This is a genomic window from Ruegeria sp. AL12 (assembly GCF_056540885.1).
On sequence record NZ_JBQFXN010000001.1, the window covers coordinates 1,086,481 to 1,103,291 of the forward strand.

At 58.5% G+C, this 16,811-nt stretch carries 17 protein-coding genes; 8 read left to right on the plus strand and 9 right to left on the minus strand.

Annotated features, from left to right (window positions below):
- Positions 1-85 precede the first annotated feature (85 nt).
- The 5 genes from ACR0C6_RS05510 to ACR0C6_RS05530 all read right to left on the minus strand — a co-directional run bounded on the left by ACR0C6_RS05510 (position 86) and on the right by ACR0C6_RS05530 (position 6,624).
- On the minus strand, positions 86-1,462 hold the full coding sequence (locus tag ACR0C6_RS05510; RefSeq protein WP_171228667.1) for a TRAP transporter large permease: 1,377 nt from the start codon (positions 1,460-1,462) through the stop codon (positions 86-88).
- Entirely contained in the window at positions 1,462-2,139 is a 678-nt protein-coding gene (locus ACR0C6_RS05515) for a TRAP transporter small permease (protein WP_152457843.1), read from the minus strand. The genes ACR0C6_RS05510 and ACR0C6_RS05515 overlap by 1 nt, the downstream gene beginning before the upstream one ends.
- A 113-nt stretch (positions 2,140-2,252) precedes the next feature.
- Positions 2,253-3,254, minus strand: coding sequence for a DctP family TRAP transporter solute-binding subunit (locus ACR0C6_RS05520; protein ID WP_171116152.1), 1,002 nt, complete (start codon positions 3,252-3,254; stop codon positions 2,253-2,255).
- A gap of 362 nt (positions 3,255-3,616) precedes the next feature.
- Entirely contained in the window at positions 3,617-4,846 is a 1,230-nt protein-coding gene (locus ACR0C6_RS05525) for a sigma-54-dependent transcriptional regulator (RefSeq protein WP_480618578.1), read from the minus strand.
- The gene (locus ACR0C6_RS05530) at positions 4,843-6,624 is read right to left on the minus strand and encodes a sensor histidine kinase (RefSeq protein WP_480618579.1); all 1,782 of its coding nucleotides are present in this window, start codon (positions 6,622-6,624) and stop codon (positions 4,843-4,845) included. The genes ACR0C6_RS05525 and ACR0C6_RS05530 overlap by 4 nt, the downstream gene beginning before the upstream one ends.
- Between ACR0C6_RS05530 and ACR0C6_RS05535 the strand changes: the two genes are divergently transcribed.
- Complete coding sequence (locus ACR0C6_RS05535; RefSeq protein ID WP_480618581.1) at positions 6,623-7,804, plus strand: cytochrome P450; 1,182 nt, start codon at positions 6,623-6,625, stop codon at positions 7,802-7,804. The two genes, ACR0C6_RS05530 and ACR0C6_RS05535, sit on opposite strands and share 2 nt — an antisense overlap.
- A gap of 127 nt (positions 7,805-7,931) precedes the next feature.
- On the opposite strand, the gene ACR0C6_RS05540 is transcribed toward ACR0C6_RS05535, so the two are convergent.
- A complete protein-coding gene (locus ACR0C6_RS05540; RefSeq protein WP_117869097.1) occupies positions 7,932-8,414 on the minus strand; it encodes an Lrp/AsnC family transcriptional regulator in 483 nt (160 codons plus the stop codon).
- A 144-nt stretch (positions 8,415-8,558) separates the two neighbouring features.
- Between ACR0C6_RS05540 and cobA the strand changes: the two genes are divergently transcribed.
- The 7 genes from cobA to infC all read left to right on the plus strand — a co-directional run bounded on the left by cobA (position 8,559) and on the right by infC (position 14,184).
- Complete coding sequence (gene cobA, locus ACR0C6_RS05545) at positions 8,559-9,335, plus strand: uroporphyrinogen-III C-methyltransferase (RefSeq protein ID WP_480618583.1); 777 nt, start codon at positions 8,559-8,561, stop codon at positions 9,333-9,335.
- Positions 9,335-9,649, plus strand: coding sequence for a DUF2849 domain-containing protein (locus ACR0C6_RS05550; RefSeq protein WP_152457837.1), 315 nt, complete (start codon positions 9,335-9,337; stop codon positions 9,647-9,649). The genes cobA and ACR0C6_RS05550 overlap by 1 nt, the downstream gene beginning before the upstream one ends.
- 65 nt (positions 9,650-9,714) lie before the next feature.
- Positions 9,715-11,379: a nitrite/sulfite reductase gene (locus ACR0C6_RS05555; RefSeq protein ID WP_480618585.1), complete on the plus strand. Its 1,665-nt coding sequence runs from the start codon at positions 9,715-9,717 to the stop codon at positions 11,377-11,379.
- Positions 11,369-12,130 carry a phosphoadenylyl-sulfate reductase gene (locus ACR0C6_RS05560; protein WP_171116163.1) on the plus strand — a complete coding sequence of 254 codons (762 nt, stop codon included), beginning with the start codon at positions 11,369-11,371 and terminating at the stop codon, positions 12,128-12,130. Before ACR0C6_RS05555 ends, ACR0C6_RS05560 begins: the two co-directional genes overlap by 11 nt.
- Positions 12,127-12,534: a DUF934 domain-containing protein gene (locus ACR0C6_RS05565; RefSeq protein ID WP_480444985.1), complete on the plus strand. Its 408-nt coding sequence runs from the start codon at positions 12,127-12,129 to the stop codon at positions 12,532-12,534. Before ACR0C6_RS05560 ends, ACR0C6_RS05565 begins: the two co-directional genes overlap by 4 nt.
- A 109-nt stretch (positions 12,535-12,643) precedes the next feature.
- On the plus strand, positions 12,644-13,477 hold the full coding sequence (locus ACR0C6_RS05570; protein ID WP_480618587.1) for a ferredoxin--NADP reductase: 834 nt from the start codon (positions 12,644-12,646) through the stop codon (positions 13,475-13,477).
- A gap of 245 nt (positions 13,478-13,722) precedes the next feature.
- On the plus strand, positions 13,723-14,184 hold the full coding sequence (infC, locus tag ACR0C6_RS05575) for a translation initiation factor IF-3 (protein ID WP_437181686.1): 462 nt from the start codon (positions 13,723-13,725) through the stop codon (positions 14,182-14,184).
- Positions 14,185-14,242: 58 nt separating this feature from the next.
- Here infC and ACR0C6_RS05580 read toward each other — a convergent pair whose 3' ends face one another.
- The 3 genes from ACR0C6_RS05580 to ACR0C6_RS05590 all read right to left on the minus strand — a co-directional run bounded on the left by ACR0C6_RS05580 (position 14,243) and on the right by ACR0C6_RS05590 (position 16,797).
- The gene (locus tag ACR0C6_RS05580) at positions 14,243-14,632 is read right to left on the minus strand and encodes a hypothetical protein (protein WP_480618589.1); all 390 of its coding nucleotides are present in this window, start codon (positions 14,630-14,632) and stop codon (positions 14,243-14,245) included.
- Between the two features lie 78 nt (positions 14,633-14,710).
- Entirely contained in the window at positions 14,711-16,027 is a 1,317-nt protein-coding gene (locus ACR0C6_RS05585) for an aspartate aminotransferase family protein (RefSeq protein ID WP_480618591.1), read from the minus strand.
- Entirely contained in the window at positions 16,024-16,797 is a 774-nt protein-coding gene (locus ACR0C6_RS05590) for a beta-keto acid cleavage family enzyme (protein WP_480618593.1), read from the minus strand. Before ACR0C6_RS05590 ends, ACR0C6_RS05585 begins: the two co-directional genes overlap by 4 nt.
- Between the last annotated feature and the right edge of the window lie 14 nt (positions 16,798-16,811).

Below are 16,811 nucleotides of genomic sequence, written 5' to 3' on the forward strand. Positions count from 1 at the left end.
TCAGATAAGAACCCATCGCGCGGTTTCAAGACACGAAAAAGCCGGGCAGTTGACACCACCCGGCTTTGTTCAGTTTTCAGACAGTCTAGTTGGTTATTATTTCCGGCCCCATGAACGTGTTGGGCAGGAAGGTCGATATCCACGGAATATAAGTCACCATGATCAGGAAGACGAACAGCACCGCAAGGAACGGCAGCGCCGCCTTCACAACGCTCATCATCGGCATACCCGCAACACCCGAAGTCACGAACAGGTTCAGACCGACCGGAGGCGTGATCATCCCGATCTCCATGTTGACCACCATGATGATACCCAGATGGATCGGGTCGATGCCCAGCTCGATAGCGATCGGGAACACCAGGGGCGCCACGATGACCAGCAGGCCAGACGGTTCCATGAACTGACCGCCGATCAGCAGGATCACGTTTACCACGATCAGGAAAGCCACCGGGCCAAGGCCCGCCGACAGCATCGCTTCGGCGATATGCTGCGGCACCTGTTCGTCGGTCAGAACATGCTTGAGGATCAGCGCGTTGGCGATCACGAACAGCAGCGTGACCGTCAGCTTGCCAGCCTCGAACAGCGTATGCTTGGTGTCCGGGTGAAAGAAAGCCGTGATCAGCGCATGGGGTTTTTTCAGCAGCGGCAGGTTCTGGGTGCCTTCTTCCGTGCTCAGCGGGCCCATGTCCTTGTACACAAAGCTGGCAATGAAGAACGCGTAGACTGCGGCGACTGCGGCGGCTTCGGTCGGCGTGAAGATGCCACCATAGATACCACCCAGAATGATGACGATCAGGAAAAGACCCCAACCGGCCTCACGGGCCGAGGTAAAGATCTCTCCCCAGCCTTTCCATTCGCCCTTGGGCAGGTTCTTGACCTTGGCCATGACATAGATGGTGATCATCAGCATCAAACCGGCCATCAGACCGGGAATAACACCTGCAAGGAACATGCGCCCAACCGAGACTTCAACAGCGGCGGCATATACGACCATGACGATGGACGGAGGGATCAGAATACCCAGCGTCCCCGCGTTGCAGATCACACCGGCGGCAAATTCCTTGGAATAGCCCACCTGACGCATCCCCGCGATGACGATCGAGCCAATGGCGACCACGGTCGCCGGAGACGACCCGGACAGGGCTGCGAACAGCATGCAGGCAAAGACGCCCGCAATTGCCAGCCCGCCGGGCAAATGCCCGACACAGGCGATCGAGAACCGGATGATCCGTCGTGCGACACCACCTGTAGTCATGAAGGACGACGCCAGGATGAAGAACGGGATCGCCAGCAGGGTAAAATGCCCTTCAAAAGCCTCGAACAACGTGCCCGCGACAGAAGCGAGTGAACTGTCTGAGTAGATCAGCAGAAACAGGGTCGAGCTGAGGCCAAGCGCAACCGCAATCGGCACACCGATCAGCAGCAGGCCGACGACCATCGAGAAAAGAAGTACGACGTCCATTAGTTGTGCTCTCCTTGCTGAGCGCGGACTTCTTCGATCTCGTCCTCGACTTCGTGGCTGGCGACAAGGCGATCCGTTTCGCCACGCCATATCTGAACGGCAACCTGGGCGAACCGGATCACCAGCAGCAGCATCGATACCGGCAGCACCAGATAAGGCACCACCTTGGGAAGCTTCTCGTACCCTTCGCCATAGTTGATCAGGTCTTCCAGAAACCGCAGCGGAGCGACCATCGGGATATCGTCCACCTCATAGAAGCTCTGGCTGCGGGCGTCGAAGTTGAACCCGGTCGGGAACCAGCGTCCGGATGTCGGCGGCAGATCCGCGAAAACCGCCCAATAGTCATAGGCGCCCTTCAGCAGCAGCAACGAAAACACCAGACAGCACCCCACAGCGATGAGCGCTAGGATGCGACGCGGCGCTGGGGCCAGCATGTTCAGGATCGCATCAACACCCAGATGAGAATGTTTCTTGACCGCGTAAGAGGCGCCAAGCAGCACCAGCCAGCCAAAAGTGAACACCGTCAGTTCAAGCGCCCACAGGATATTGGAATTGAAAACAAACCGCGCGATCACGTTGGCAAATGTCACGACCGTCATCAGGCCCAACAGACACGCGATCAGGGTTTCTTCGATATGGTCGACCAGCCCGCCTTGGCCGGAATTCGCACCAGACATCTTTCTGTCCCCGCATTTTTTGTGATGAGAGAGTGTTGGGCGGGCTTGTTCAGCCCGCCCGGCCAGCGCGTCGAATACTCCCCAGTCCCCGGACGCGCGGCCTTTAGCCAGATTCAGAAGCCGGCGTTGATGGCCTGAGCCGCGTCGATCTTGTCCTGACCCACGTCACCTGCGAACTGGTCCCAAACAGGCTTCATCGCATCAACCCAGGCCTGACGCTGTTCCGGGGTCAATTCGCGGATGACACCGCCTGCTTCAACGATCGAAGCTTTGGCTGCTTCGTTCACGGCAAAGGCCTCTTTGTTCCGTGTTTCCGTGACTTCAGCCAGAATGGTCTGGAACTGGTCACGTACGTCCGGATCCAGGCTGTCCAGCCAGTCGACAGAGGTTACGACCAGATAGTCGATGATGCCGTGGTTGGTCTCGGTGATGCCGTCCTGCACCTCGAAGAACTTCTTGCCATAGATGTTCGACCAGGTGTTTTCCTGACCATCCACAACCCCCTGTTGCAGCGCGCCGTAAACTTCCGAGAACGCCATTTTTTGCGGGCTGCCACCAATGGCCTCCATCTGTGCCACCAGAACGTCCGAAGACTGCACGCGGAACTTCAGACCGTTTGCATCCGACGGATCGACCAGCGGCTTGTTGGCCGACATTTGCTTCATGCCGTTGTGCCAGAAGGCCAGACCCTGAAGGCCACGGCGCTGCATGCTGTCCTTCATCGCCTGACCATCAGCCGAAGCCTGGAATGCATCCACTGCATCGATGTTCTTGAACATGAACGGCAGGTCAAACAGGCGGAACTGCTTGGTGAACTTCTCGAACTTCGACAGTGACGGCGCGGCCAGCTGAACGTCGCCCTGCAACATCGCTTCCAGCACCTTGTCGTCGTTGTACAGGGTCGAGTTCGGATAGACCTCCATGCACATCACGCCGTTCATCTCATCATTGACGCGCTGTTCCAGCAGCGATGCGGCGATGCCCTTGGGGTGTTTGTCAGTGTTGGTCACATGCGCGAACTTGACGACGATTTCACCATCGTCACAGGCTGCCATGCCTGCGGTGGCTGTGACTGTCAGCGCCAGAGCGGTTGCGGCCGTTGTCAGGAATTTCATCTGTCTTTTCCTCCCAGACTTCCTTGAAACTGTCCTTCGACACCAATTCGGTGTCAGATGAAGCGAAGTGAAACGAATCGGCACGATCCACTCAACGATTTGTTTTTTGCCCCTCAATTTTCTATTAATATTATTTATTTCAAAATGTTATGAAGCGTTTTGCAATGTATACTCGATCCATTCGAAACCCCGAGTGCGAGATTCCGCACAGCAATCTTCCAGTTTGTGCGGAAATCCGCACACCCTGCGAATCAAAACACCCGAATCAACTGGTGCGAAACCGCAGCCCGCGACAGCGGGCTGCCCGGCCCAACAGCTTTAGACGCATGTTAATGCGGAAAAAGGTGGCGGGAGCCCGACCGTTACCGCCGGTAATCCTCGGCCCGAATCTGGTACCGTGCCAGCTTGTCGTAAAATGTCTTGCGCGGCAGTTTCAATGCCTTCGCCGCATCTGATGCCTTGCCGTTGTGACGACCCAGCGCCGCGATGAGCAGCGACCGCTCCACCCGCGCCATCTGTTCGCTGAGCCCCAGATCAGTTGCCTGCGCGACTTCTTCCGGCATTCCCAGCACGAAGCGCATCGCGGCTGACATCAGGGATCGCGCATTCCCCGGCCAGTCGCTGGCCATTAGCGACGCCAGATGCTCGGACGAGATTTCCGGCGCCACGATCCCCGCCTGTTCTGCGGCCTGTGCAACGTAATGGCGGAAGATCACCGGAATGTCGTCGGGGCGTTCTGCCAGCGATGGAATACGCACCCGCATGACATCCAGCCTGTAAAACAGGTCTGCATTGAACCGGCCTTCAGAACTCAGCGCTGAAAGATCAGCGGTCGTTCCCGCAATGATACGCCCGCCTGGTCCATGCTCGATGATCTCCAACGCCGCAAATTGCGTGGCATGGGGCATGGCCGAGACTTCGTCCAGAAACAATGACCCACCTGCCGCATCTTCACAGCTCTCGGCCAAGTCGTCGGGGCTGAGGCTTGAGGCCGTGCGTTTGACAAATGGTCCCTGCCCTGCTGGCGACATCAGATGCACGACCTCGGCGACCTTCGAGATGCCGCTGCCTGGCGGTCCCGTCACAAGAACTTCGGCACCTGTTGGCGCAACGGTCCGAACCCGTTCGCGCAGGGCCTCGGCCTGCGGCGACAGTCCGAACAGCAAACGCGCGGCGGGGTCTCCTCGTTCCAGCTCGGATTTCGCCGCTCTTTGCTCCAACACCTGCGAACGGGCTGCAAAGGCGCGTTCAAGCACCTCCAGAAGATCGGACGCGGCGCACGGCTTTTCCAGAAAATCGAACGCACCCTTTCCCATGGCGTCGACGGCCATGGGAATATCGCCCTCACCCGTCAGAAGAACCACGGGAAGATCCGGATCGACCTCTCGGGCATAAGACAAAAGGTGGAACCCGTCCCGCCCCGGCATACGGATATCCGAGATGATGACACCGGGAAACGCGCGGCTGATGTGATCCTTGGCCGCCACAAAGGATCCAGCGGTCGTTGGCTGATAGTCCGCCAATTCCAGAGTTTGAGACAGGGCCTCGCGTACGGCGGCATCATCATCGACCAACAAAACCCTGCGCATCACGCGGCCTCTTCCTTGTCGCAGGGTTCCAGTTCGACGGTAAACATGGCCCCATCCGCCGTGTTCGCGCCGCGTATGTCCCCACCAAAGCTTTGAACCAGCCCGTAGGAAATGGAAAGCCCCAGCCCCAAACCTTCTGACGATCCGACGCTTTTCGTGGAATAGAAGGGCTCGAACATCCGGTCGGGGTCTTCAATGCCCGGGCCAGTATCCTGCAAGGAAACGCTCAATCGTGCGCCTTTTCGCAGCGTTATCGTAATAATCCGTTTTGGTCGCCCCAGCATTGCATCCGCCGCATTGTTGATCAGGTTCACGAACACCTGCACCAAACGTACTTCACCCCCCCAAACATACACAGCGCCATTCGGGGGGGTCCAGTTCAGGGTTACATCGTCGTCGCGCAGGCGGGCCTCGGTCAGTTCAACAGCGGTGTTGAGAACCTGTATCAGGTCAACCCGCCCCATCGGTTCGCTTTCGTTGCGGGCAAAGGCGCGAAGGTTCTTGATGATCCGCGCCATCCGCGCCGCCATTTCCGATATCCGGCCCAGATTCTCGGCAGCCATTTCAGGTTTTCCCCGCATCATGAACGCTGAACCGTTATCCGCAAATTGTCGTATGGCCATAAGCGGCTGGTTCAGTTCATGGCTGATCCCCGCCGACATTTGCCCCAAAGCGCTGAGCTTTCCCGCCTGCACCAGGTCTGCCTGGGCCCGCCGCAGCGCCGCTTCGGCTTCTTCCCGTTCCGCCACTTCCTTGCGCAAACTGGCATTTGCCACTGTCAGGTCATGGGTTCGTTTGGCCACACGGCTTTCCAGAACGGCATTCGCTTCGGCCAATGCCCGCCGCCGCTCCATGGCTAGAAAGAGCATGGCCCCAAAGGCCAGACAGATCGCTGCGACGGCCGCCGCCTGAAGCCTGGCAAGCTGAAGGGCCGGCGCCACGTCCACCAGAACCTCGGCAGTCATGTCGATCACCGGCAAATCAAGGGTCAGATGCAGCGCATCACGCGGCAGGTAACGCCCCCAGTTCAAATGCCACAACTCGTGCCTGCCGACCTGTTTCGAAGAAAAATCAACGGCGGCACCATCTGGCGGCGTCAATCCCGCCTCACCGTCCGCCCGGCGCCAGAACAGCAGGTCGGATCTGTTGGAAATGAAAACGACGCCATCTGAGTCGACAAAGAAAACCGCCTCGGTACTGCCGCGCCACGTTTGTTCAACGTCCTGAACATCAGCAACGACCATCAACGCGCCTTTGATCTGGCCAGACGGGCCAAAAGCGGGGGCGGCATAGGAATAGATCCGGTCTTCGCCCGACGGCACGACCTCATGCGCACTGCCCAAGGCGCCCTGCATCGCACGGCGGAAAGCCGGATGATGGGCCATGTTGCGCTGGGACACAGGCTGCGCCGATACCAGCACCTGCCCGTTCGTATCCAGGTACATCATGTTTACGGCGGCCGTTTTGTCAGCGACGTCCAGCAGCGTTGACCGGGCTTGGCGAAGACCGGCCTGCGTATCCAATTCGCGCAAGACGGGATGAGTTGCCATCAGCACGGCAAGTTCCTGGTACACTTGCATCTGCGTGCTCAGCCGGTCAGCCGCCAGCTCAAGATCTGCCTCTGCCTTCTCGCTCAGCTGAGACAGGGCCTGTCGATAGCCATAAGACCAGACAAACCCCGACAACAGCCCAACGGCGAGCAAAAAACCGGAAATGAACCAAACCCTGTGCATAGACAGGGTCTTGCATTCAAAGCGCCGCATGGCAAGTGTGCGGCGCATGAAGTCTTTTTCGCAATCACCGACAGACCCGGGTTTCGTCCAAAACCCCTACCCATTCTACGACAAGGCGCGAGGCTCGGGCGATCTGTTCTATTGGCAGAACTACGGTATGGTCGCCGCGGTTTCATACCGCGCGGTTCGCGCCCTGTTTCGGGACCGCAGATTTGGCCGCGAGGTACCGCCCGAACTGGCAGAGCAAGGTCCCGCCCATCTGGCGCCCTGGCTGGCCATCGAGGCCCATTCACTGCTTGAGGCAGAACCGCCAAGGCACACACGCCTTCGGTCATTGGTGATGCGCGCCTTCACGTCACGGGCGATTTCTGCGCTGCAACCTTCCATCGAAGATCTGTGCCACGGCCTGATCAAGGAATTCCCTCGGAACACGTTCGACCTGTTGGAAGCCTATTGCACTCAGGTTCCGGTGGTCACGATCTGCCGGCTTCTGGGCGTCCCCGAAGCCATGGCGCCCGATCTGCTACGGTGGTCTCACGATATGGTCGCCATGTATCAGGCCAATCGCACGCAGGACACCGAAGACACGGCCGCCAAATCATCTCGGGAGTTCACCGAATTCCTGAAGGAATACATAGAGCTGCGGCGCAATGATCCACGGGACGACCTGATAACCCGGTTGATAAGCGCCGAGGAAGAAGGCCAGAAACTGTCACTGGACGAGCTGGTTGCCACCTGCATCCTGCTGCTCAACGCAGGCCATGAGGCCACCGTGCATTCACTGGGGAACGGGGTGAAAACCCTGTTGCAGACCCGTACCGCCCCCGACGCCCTGGCACCGGATGGACTCGACGCAACCATCGAAGAAATCCTGCGCTATGACCCGCCTCTGCACATGTTCACACGTTACGCGTATGAGGACGTGGATCTGTTCGGCCATTCATTCAAACGTGGCGATCAAGTGGCACTGTTGCTTGGCGCGGCCAACCGCGACCCCGCTGTCTGGGCGGAACCGAACACGTTTCAGCCGAGCCGTCCGATTGAAGTCAACACAAGCTTTGGGGGAGGAATTCATTTCTGCGTCGGCGCACCTCTGGCGCGTCTTGAAATGCGGATTGCTTTGCCGATCCTGTTCGAAAGCTGTCCAAACCTGAAACTGGCTGCGCCGCCGCTTTACTCGGACAGCTATCACTTTCACGGGCTGAATCAGCTGCTGGTCAGACGTTAGCCATCACCTTTCGCATTTCTACACGACGCTTCCGGCGATTTTGCTTCCGGCCGGATGAAAACACCCATCAGTTCATCTGGCTCAAAGCCCCATGAAAGACACAGGCAGAAGGGTATGGCCGTGGGTTCTAAGCCCCCTCTGCCAACGCATTCAGCGGCAGCATCGTCGTGGACTTGATCTCTTCCATGGACAACAACGCCGTGACATTGTGCACACGCACCTCCGAGATGAGCGACTGATAGAACTGATCATAGGCACGTGCGTTCTTGACCCGGACTTTCAGGATATAGTCGATATCACCCGCCAACCGGTGCGCCTCTTGCACTTCGGGGTGATCCTTCAATGCTTTCAGGAATTTACGTTGCCAGTCCGCCTCATGTTCCGAGGTGCGGATCAAAACAAAAAAGGTGGCTTCGAACCCAAGTGCCTCGGCATCCAGCAGCACCGTTTGCTGGCCGATGATTCCCGCCCCCTTGAGCTTGCGAATGCGATTCCAGACAGGCGTCTTTGAACTGCCGACCCGAGCCGCAATTTCGTCCAATGATTGGCCCGCGTCCCGTTGCAGCTCGGCCAGAATTTTTCGATCCGTGTCATCTATCCGCACCGACATTCCAATTTTCCTTCTGTTTCGACACCTCTGTTCCGGTTTTCCCGAAAATCGGAACATTTGTCCTTATTTCAGCGGCGATATGGCGCTTTGGTGGGAATATTTCCTATATTGAGGGTCAAGTCAAACAATGTCCGAGACGATCCGATGCAGGATTTTCACACAACCAAGCCCAAAGGTCATGTCGACTTTGTCGGCGCCGGACCCGGTGACCCCGAATTGCTGACGCTCAAGGCGTTGGCCGCATTCGAGCGCGCGGATGTGGTGCTGCATGATCGCCTGATCAGCAAGCCTGTGCTGGACATTGCCGCCCAGAACGCCGCTTTGGTCGATGTCGGCAAGGCCGGGTTCGGCCCCTCGTGGAAGCAAAGCGATATCGACGCGCTTCTGGTTGAACACGCCCTGAATGGCAACCGTGTGGTGCGCCTGAAGTCGGGGGATCCCACGGTTTTTGGTCGTCTGGACGAAGAAATCGAAGCCGTCGATGCGGCCGGCATATCCTGGCAGATCATTCCCGGCATCACGGCGGCCTCTGCCGCAGTGGCTGGCATCGGTCAAAGCCTGACCCGCCGTGGACGCAACTCATCGGTGCGTTTTTTGACCGGGCACGACATGCAAGGATTCGCGGATCACGATTGGAACGCTCTGGCTCAGGCCGGTTCCGTGGCGGCAATCTACATGGGCAAGAAATCCGCTCGGTTCATTCAGGGCCGTCTGATCATGCACGGCGCCGATCGCACCACCCCCATTACCCTGGTCGAGAATGCCTCGCGTCCCGACCAACGGATTTTGGCCACCACCTTGGACCAGTTGCCCACCGATCTGGCCGCCGCCGAAATGGATGGACCGGCCCTGACCTTCTATGGCCTTGCCCCGCGCGAAGCGGCGCAGGCTGTAACCGAATTCAACAAGGAGCTTGCCTGATGGCCCGCGCTTTTACCCCCAAAGTCGTCACTGCAAATGACTTGCTCGAAGGTGACGTGATTTATCTGACGGAAGATGACCGCTGGTCTCGTGACCTGAGCGAAGCAGAACTGATCACCGACGAGGCGCATGCGCAGGTTCGCCTGCTGGATGCCGCGCGTCAGGCAAACAAAATCGTGGGCGCTTATCTGGCCGATGCCGTCGCTGGCGAAAACGGCCCCGAGCCCACCCATTTCCGGGAAGACTTCCGCCGCACTGGTCCGTCCAACTATGCCCACGGCAAACAGGAAACTTCCCCGCAGCCCCGGGCCTGACCTCTGGCCCTTCTCTCTCCCCTTCAAGGCCCCAGGTTCGGGGCTGCAACCAAGGACAGCTAGACATGTATCGCTACTCCGAGTTTGACAAAGATTTTCTGGCAGAGCGTAACGCGCAGTTCCGCGCTCAGGTCGAGCGCCGCATTGACGGTTCGCTGACCGAAGATGAATTCAAGCCGCTGCGCCTGATGAACGGCCTGTATCTGCAATTGCACGCATACATGCTGCGAGTCGCCATTCCCTACGGCACGCTGAACAGCGCACAAATGCGCCAACTGGCCCTGCTGGCTGAAAAGTGGGACAAGGGATATGGTCATTTCACCACCCGTCAGAACATCCAGTACAACTGGCCGAAACTGAAAGATGTGCCAGACATGCTGGACGCGCTGGCCGAGGTCGGCATGCACGCCATCCAGACCTCGGGCAACACCATCCGCAACGTGACCGCCGACCATTTCGCCGGTGCCGCCGCGGATGAGGTCGCCGACCCGCGCCCCTATGCTGAGCTTTTGCGCCAGTGGTCGACCGACCACCCGGAATTCCAGTTCATGCCGCGCAAGTTCAAGATCGCCATCACCGGTTCGGAAAACGACCGCGCCGTGATCAAAGCGCATGACATCGGCCTGCAACTGGTCGAACGTGACGGCGTTCTGGGTGCGCGCGTCATCGTCGGTGGCGGTCTGGGCCGTACACCGATGATCGGCAAGGAACTGTCCGAATTCGTCGCCTTCGATGATCTGCTGGCCTATCTGGAAGCCACCGTGTCGGTCTGGAACCAGATCGGTCGCCGCGACAACAAGTACAAGGCGCGCATCAAGATCACCGTGCATGAACACGGCATCGACGCCATCCGCGCCAAGGTGAATGAACGTTTCTTGCAGGTTCGCCCACAGTTCAAGGGCGCCGACATGGCGCTGCTGGATGAGATCAAGGGCCATTTTGCGCCTCCGGCCTTTCGCGAAGGTTCGGTTGCGTCGTTTGAAAGCGCCTATTCCAACGATCCGGTCCTCCGGTCGTGGGTCGATACCAACATCGCGCCCCACAAGAACGCGGACCACGCGATCGTTACGATCTCGATCAAGAAACACGGTCAGACACCGGGTGATGCGACCGCCGAGCAGATGCGCGTGATGGCCGATCTGGCCGAAGAATTCGCCTATGATGAGCTGCGTATCAGCCACGAGCAGAACGTGATCCTGCCGCATGTCCACAAATCGGACCTGCCCGCGATCCACGCCAAGCTGAAACAGCACGAACTGGCCACCGCCAATATCGGCCTGATCAGCGATATCATCGCTTGCCCCGGCATGGATTACTGCGCGCTGGCGACGGCGCGTTCGATCCCGGTTGCTCAGGAAATTGCAACCCGCTTTGAAGAGTTGAAGCTGGAGCATGACATCGGGCACCTGAAGATCAAGATCTCGGGCTGCATCAACGCCTGCGGCCACCACCATGTGGGCCATATCGGCATCCTGGGCCTGGATCGTGCAGGCGTCGAAAACTACCAGATCACCCTGGGTGGCGACGCCACCGAGACGGCCGCGATCGGCGACCGCACCGGTCCGGGTTTTGCCTATGACGAGATCGTGCCGGCCGTGGAACGCATCGTCGACACCTACCTGGATCTGCGCGAGAGTGCTGAAGAAACCTTTCTTATGACCTATCGCCGCGTCGGCATGGAGCCATTCAAGGCCGCTCTCTACCCCGAGGCTCGGGCGAATGCCGCTTGATCTGATCCAAACGGAACTGGGCAAAGACCGCAGCGACCTGACCGAGAAGGTCAACGCATTGAATGCCCGGTTCCGTCACCACAGCGCCCATGACGTGATGCATGGCGCCCTTGAAGAGATCGATGCGCTTGCTCTGGTCTCAAGCTTTGGTGCGGAATCGGTGGTGCTGCTGCACATGGCTGCGGTGATCGACAAGATGACGCCGGTGTTGTTCGTGGATACCCAATTGCTGTTCACCGAAACGCTGGAGTACCAGCAGGAAGTCAGCGAGCGCCTGGGGCTCAGGAACATCCGGATCATCCGGGCGGATGACGAAGAACTGCAACGCGAAGACCCCTATGGCGCGCTGCGCCTGCGGGATACGGATGCGTGCTGCAACCTGCGCAAGACCTTTCCGTTGCAGCAAGCCCTGACCGGGTATTGCGGTTGGATTACCGGCCGAAAACGGTTTCAGTCCGGCACGCGCGCCGCGCTCGAGTTTTTCGAGGTCGAAGACGGCACGGGCCGGATCAAGGTCAATCCGCTGGCCCATTGGGCGCCGGACGATGTGCGCGCCTATATGGAAGAAAACAACCTGCCCCGGCATCCGCTGGTGGCCAAAGGATACCCTTCGATCGGCTGTGCGCCCTGCACTTCACCGGTGAAGGAAGGCGAAGACCCCCGCGCCGGGCGCTGGCGCGATCAGAACAAGGAAGAATGCGGCATTCATTTTGTCGATGGCAAGATGGTGCGCATCGGAGAGAAAACATGAACGTAATCGTAACGGATGAGGGCTTTTCGCCCGATGACTGGACCGACGGCTTTGTCACTCTGGATGATGCCGCAAATGACGTGGTTGCGCTGGACGTCAGCTCGGACACGGACCCGGATGAGCTTTTTGACCGCTTGGGCAGTGCCAAGCTGGTCCGGGTGGATTTTCCATCCTTTGCCGACGGTCGCGGCTTTACCATCGCCCGCACCCTGCGCCTTAAGGGCTATACGGGACGCTTGCGCGCCAAGGGTCATGTTCTGGCAGACCAATATGCCATGGCACGTCGCTGCGGCTTTGACGAAGTTGAGATTGACGGAGACCTGGCAGATCGCCAGCCCGAAGATCAGTGGCTTTCCCGGGCCAACTGGCAAGAGAACAACTATCAGGCGCGTTTGCGCGGTTAAAAGCCGCCCATCGCCAGCTTGAAACGCAAAGGGGGCAATCTGTCCCCTTTTCCTGACTTGGATCAAAGATTAAACGGAGATGTCGGTTTAGCAGACCGGCAGGTAAACGATGACAGAGATGAAGCCCGTGAGCGAAGCAACTGCCGTGAAGGCCCCGGTCCTGCCGGACGCGCAAACTGTAACCGAGGTCAAGCATTGGACCGACAGCCTGTTCTCTTTCAAGGTGACGCGCCCCGCCACGCTGCGTTTCCGCTCGGGCGAGTTCGTGATGATTGGTCTGCTGGGCGACAATGGCAAGCCATTGCTGCGCGCCTATTCAATCGCTTCGCCGTCGTGGGACGATGAGCTGGAGTTCTATTCGATCAAGGTTCAGAACGGCCCGCTGACGTCGAAGCTTCAGCATATCAAGCCCGGCGACCAGATCATCCTGCGCCCCAAGCCGGTTGGCACGTTGGTGCATGACGCCCTGCTGCCGGGCAAACGCATCTGGTTCTTTGCCACCGGCACTGGCTTTGCCCCGTTTGCTTCGTTGTTGCGTGAACCGCAAACATATGAAGATTATGACGAGGTGATCATCACCCATACCTGCCGCGAAGTGGCCGAACTGGAATATGGCCGCCAATTGATCGACAGCATCCGTCAAGATGAAATGCTGGCCGAACTTATTGGCGAAGGCTTTGCTAACAAGATCCGCTACTACCCGACAACCACGCGCGAAGAGAGCCCCAAGATGGGCCGGATCACCGACCTGCTGAAGGACGGCACCGTGCTCAGCGATCTGGGCATCGAAGGCGGGATCAAGCCCGAAACCGATCGCGCCATGGTCTGCGGTTCGCTGGCTTTCAACCTGGACATCAAGGAAATCCTTGAAGGTTTTGGTCTGCGCGAGGGCGCGAATTCCGAACCCAAAGAGTTCGTGATCGAAAAAGCCTTTGTCGGCTAAAGGCACCATGCGTTCGGAGCTTTGCAGCCCCGAACGCAAAAATCAGCGGACAAAACACTGTTTTTTCGCAACTGCCGGTGTTTATGCCGCTTGAAGTGTGGCCCGGCCCGGTTTAAATTCCGGGCTCGAAATTCTGCAATTATCAAAGGAATGAACCCATAGCTCGCAGACCTCACAACGCGCCGCCACAACGAGACACCGGCCCGCGCGTCAATGATAAGATCCGTGCCCCCGAAATTCGCCTGATTGGCGCCGAAGGTGAAAATGTCGGGGTGGTTCATCCCGCCAAAGCCATGCAGATGGCCGCTGACGCAGGTCTTGATCTGGTCGAAATTTCGCCCAATGCGAACCCACCGGTCTGCAAGATCATGGACTTCGGCAAATTCAAATACGAAACGCAGAAACGCGAAGCCGAAGCCCGCAAGAAGCAAAAGATCATCGAGGTGAAAGAGGTCAAGTTCCGACCCAACACTGACACGCATGACTATGACGTCAAGATGCGCAACGTCTTCAAGTTTCTGGAAAACGGCGACAAGGTCAAAGTTACCCTGCGTTTTCGCGGTCGCGAAATGGCACACCAGAACCTGGGCCGCGAATTGCTGGAGCGCGTTGCCGAGGACGTCAAGGACTTGGGCAAGATCGAAAACATGCCCAAGATGGAAGGCCGTCAGATGATCATGATGATCGGCCCGCTGCCGCAGAAATAATCCGGTCCAAAGATCGAAACGGTCCAAGCCCCTTCTCTCTTGAAGGGGCTTTTTTTGCTCAGGGCGCGTGCCTGCTGCGCAACCAACGGGCCGCGTCCCGGAAATCGAACACCAGCGAGGTGATATCGACGATCAGAAGCACCCGGAGAAAGCCGGCAAAGGCTGGGCTCAGGGGGTCTTCGGAAAACAGCAAAAGCGTCACGATGATGACCAACGGTACCCAGCACAGAATGTGCGGCAAGGCCATCGCACCGCTCATCCCGCGTGCACCCAACATGATAGGCACGTTCAGCGCCATGCCTGAAATTGCAAGCAATGCAATCAGGTGCCCCTGTGGCTGATCCAGAAATGCCAACGGAAGCAGGTTTACCGGTACCAAAACAACGGCGACCCAGACCTGCACCCACACAGGGAGCGTTCGGAAACTGCGCCAGATATCCAGCACCATGGACGTCGCCTTTTCCAATTCCGTTGCCCACGACACATAGCAAACGCGTCGCAGGCAAACAGGGTGCTCACGGTTTTGTCAGAGAACGGCTGAAAAAGAGCGTTCCAGTTTGCTGACAAGTTCGCCTATCTGCTCGTCATCTATGATGAATGGCGGCGCAAGAAGTATATGGTCTCCGTTCCGGCCATCCCGGGTGCCCGCCATGGGATAACAGATCAACCCTTCGGCAAGTGCTGCCTTCTTTATCTTTCCGGCAATGCCCAAAGATGGATCAAAGGGGGTCTTCGTCTCGCGATCCGCCACCAATTCCACACCCCGGAACAGGCCACGGCCACGCAAATCGCCCACGTTCGGGTGCTGTCCGAACGCGGCTTCCAGTGCGGAATGCAGTTTGCTGCCCATGCGTCCGGCGCGCGCCGGTAACTCACCCTCTGTCAGTTCACGGACCACCGCAAGAGCCGCAGCCGTGGCGACGGGATGGCCGATATAGGTATGCCCATGTTGGAAAAACCCTGATCCATCGCGAATTGCGCCGAAAATTATATCTGTGCACAGCATCGCCCCGATCGGTTGATAGCCTGCGCCCAACCCTTTGGCAATGCACAGAATATCCGGTGCAACTCCGTCGTGATCGCAGGCGAACAGATGACCGGTGCGCCCCATGCCACACATCACCTCATCCAGAATCAGCAGCACGCCATATTGGTCGCAGATTTCCCGGATGCGTTTGAAATACCCCTCAACCGCCGGAACCGCGCCAAGCGTAGCACCGACAACCGGCTCGGCCATGAAAGCCATAACCGTTTCGGGACCAAGGCGCAGAATTTCCGTCTCCAGCTCGTTGGCGACGCGCTGACCATAGTCAAAGCTGCTCTCACCCTCGGGCTTTTCGGCATATTCATAGCAGGCCGAGATATGTGTCATTTCGATCAGCATCGGCGCGAATTGGGCCCGTCTCCAGGCGTTTCCCCCGGCAGACAAGGCCCCCAGAGTGTTGCCATGATAGCTTTGCTTGCGCGCGATCACGTGGCGGCGCTCGGGCTGCCCGATTTCCAGAAAATACTGGCGCGCCAATTTGATGGCCGCTTCGGTCGCCTCGGACCCGCCCGATACGAAATACACCCGGTCCAGATCCCCCGGCGCGTGCTGGATCAGCAGATCGGCCAATGCCTCGGCCGGTTCCGAGGTCATGAACCCGGTATGGGCAAATGCGATCTGTTCCACCTGCTGTTGCACGGCCCGGATCACTGCCGGGTTGGAATGCCCCAGACAGGACACGGCCGCATCGCCGCAATCCAGATATCGCTTGCCGTCGGCATCGATCAGATAAGCGCCGTCGCCACCCGCCGCGACGGGAAGTTCAGATTTGGTGTGGCGTGGGAAAACATGACTCATGTTCCGGTCCTTCCAAGTGTTTCAACCAAAGCCGCGACCGAGGCCGCGTTATCCGCCCAGAGCGTGCCATCCGGTGCCGTCAGGCTGTTTTCGAATCCAACACGCAAGTTACCGCCGCGCCGCGCGGTTTCGACCAGACAGTCATGTTCCTGCGTTCCAAAGGCGCACACCATCCAATTGGCCGGGCTGGACGGAAACGCATCCAGATCCGCTGGCACGGATTGCTGATTCTGACTGTAGCGCCCCAACACAAGCAACCGGTCTGTCTGGTCCGGCTGGACGATACCTTTTGACAGCCAGTCTTCCAGCAGCTTCACATCTTCCGTGTCGTAGAGAATATGCTGAACCCGTGTGCCCTGAGCCGCACATAGCGCATAGACCCGAGGTGCAAGATCAAGGGCCCGCGCGATTTCCCGGACTGAAATCGAGGCCCATTCAGGCCGGACCCATTGCAGGCAGTCAAACTGCGACGGGACGTCGAACACGCCTGCTGCCTCGGTGGTGATCTGAACATCCATGCCCGGCACCACCCTTTTCAGTTCCGCGATTGTTTCGCGATACAATCCGGCATCCAGCGTGTGATGTCCGTCAGCATCCCGTACATGCAGGTGTATGCCATTCGCCCCGGCCGCGTGGCAGCCCCGCGCCGTTGCGACGATCTGATCCGTCGTGACTGGCAAGGCCGGGTGATCCGCGCGGCCCCGCCGGGCCCCGTTCGGAGCAACCAGTATATATGGTTTTCCGATGGTTTTCGCTGTGCTCTCGGTCATTGCGCCCTCGTGTT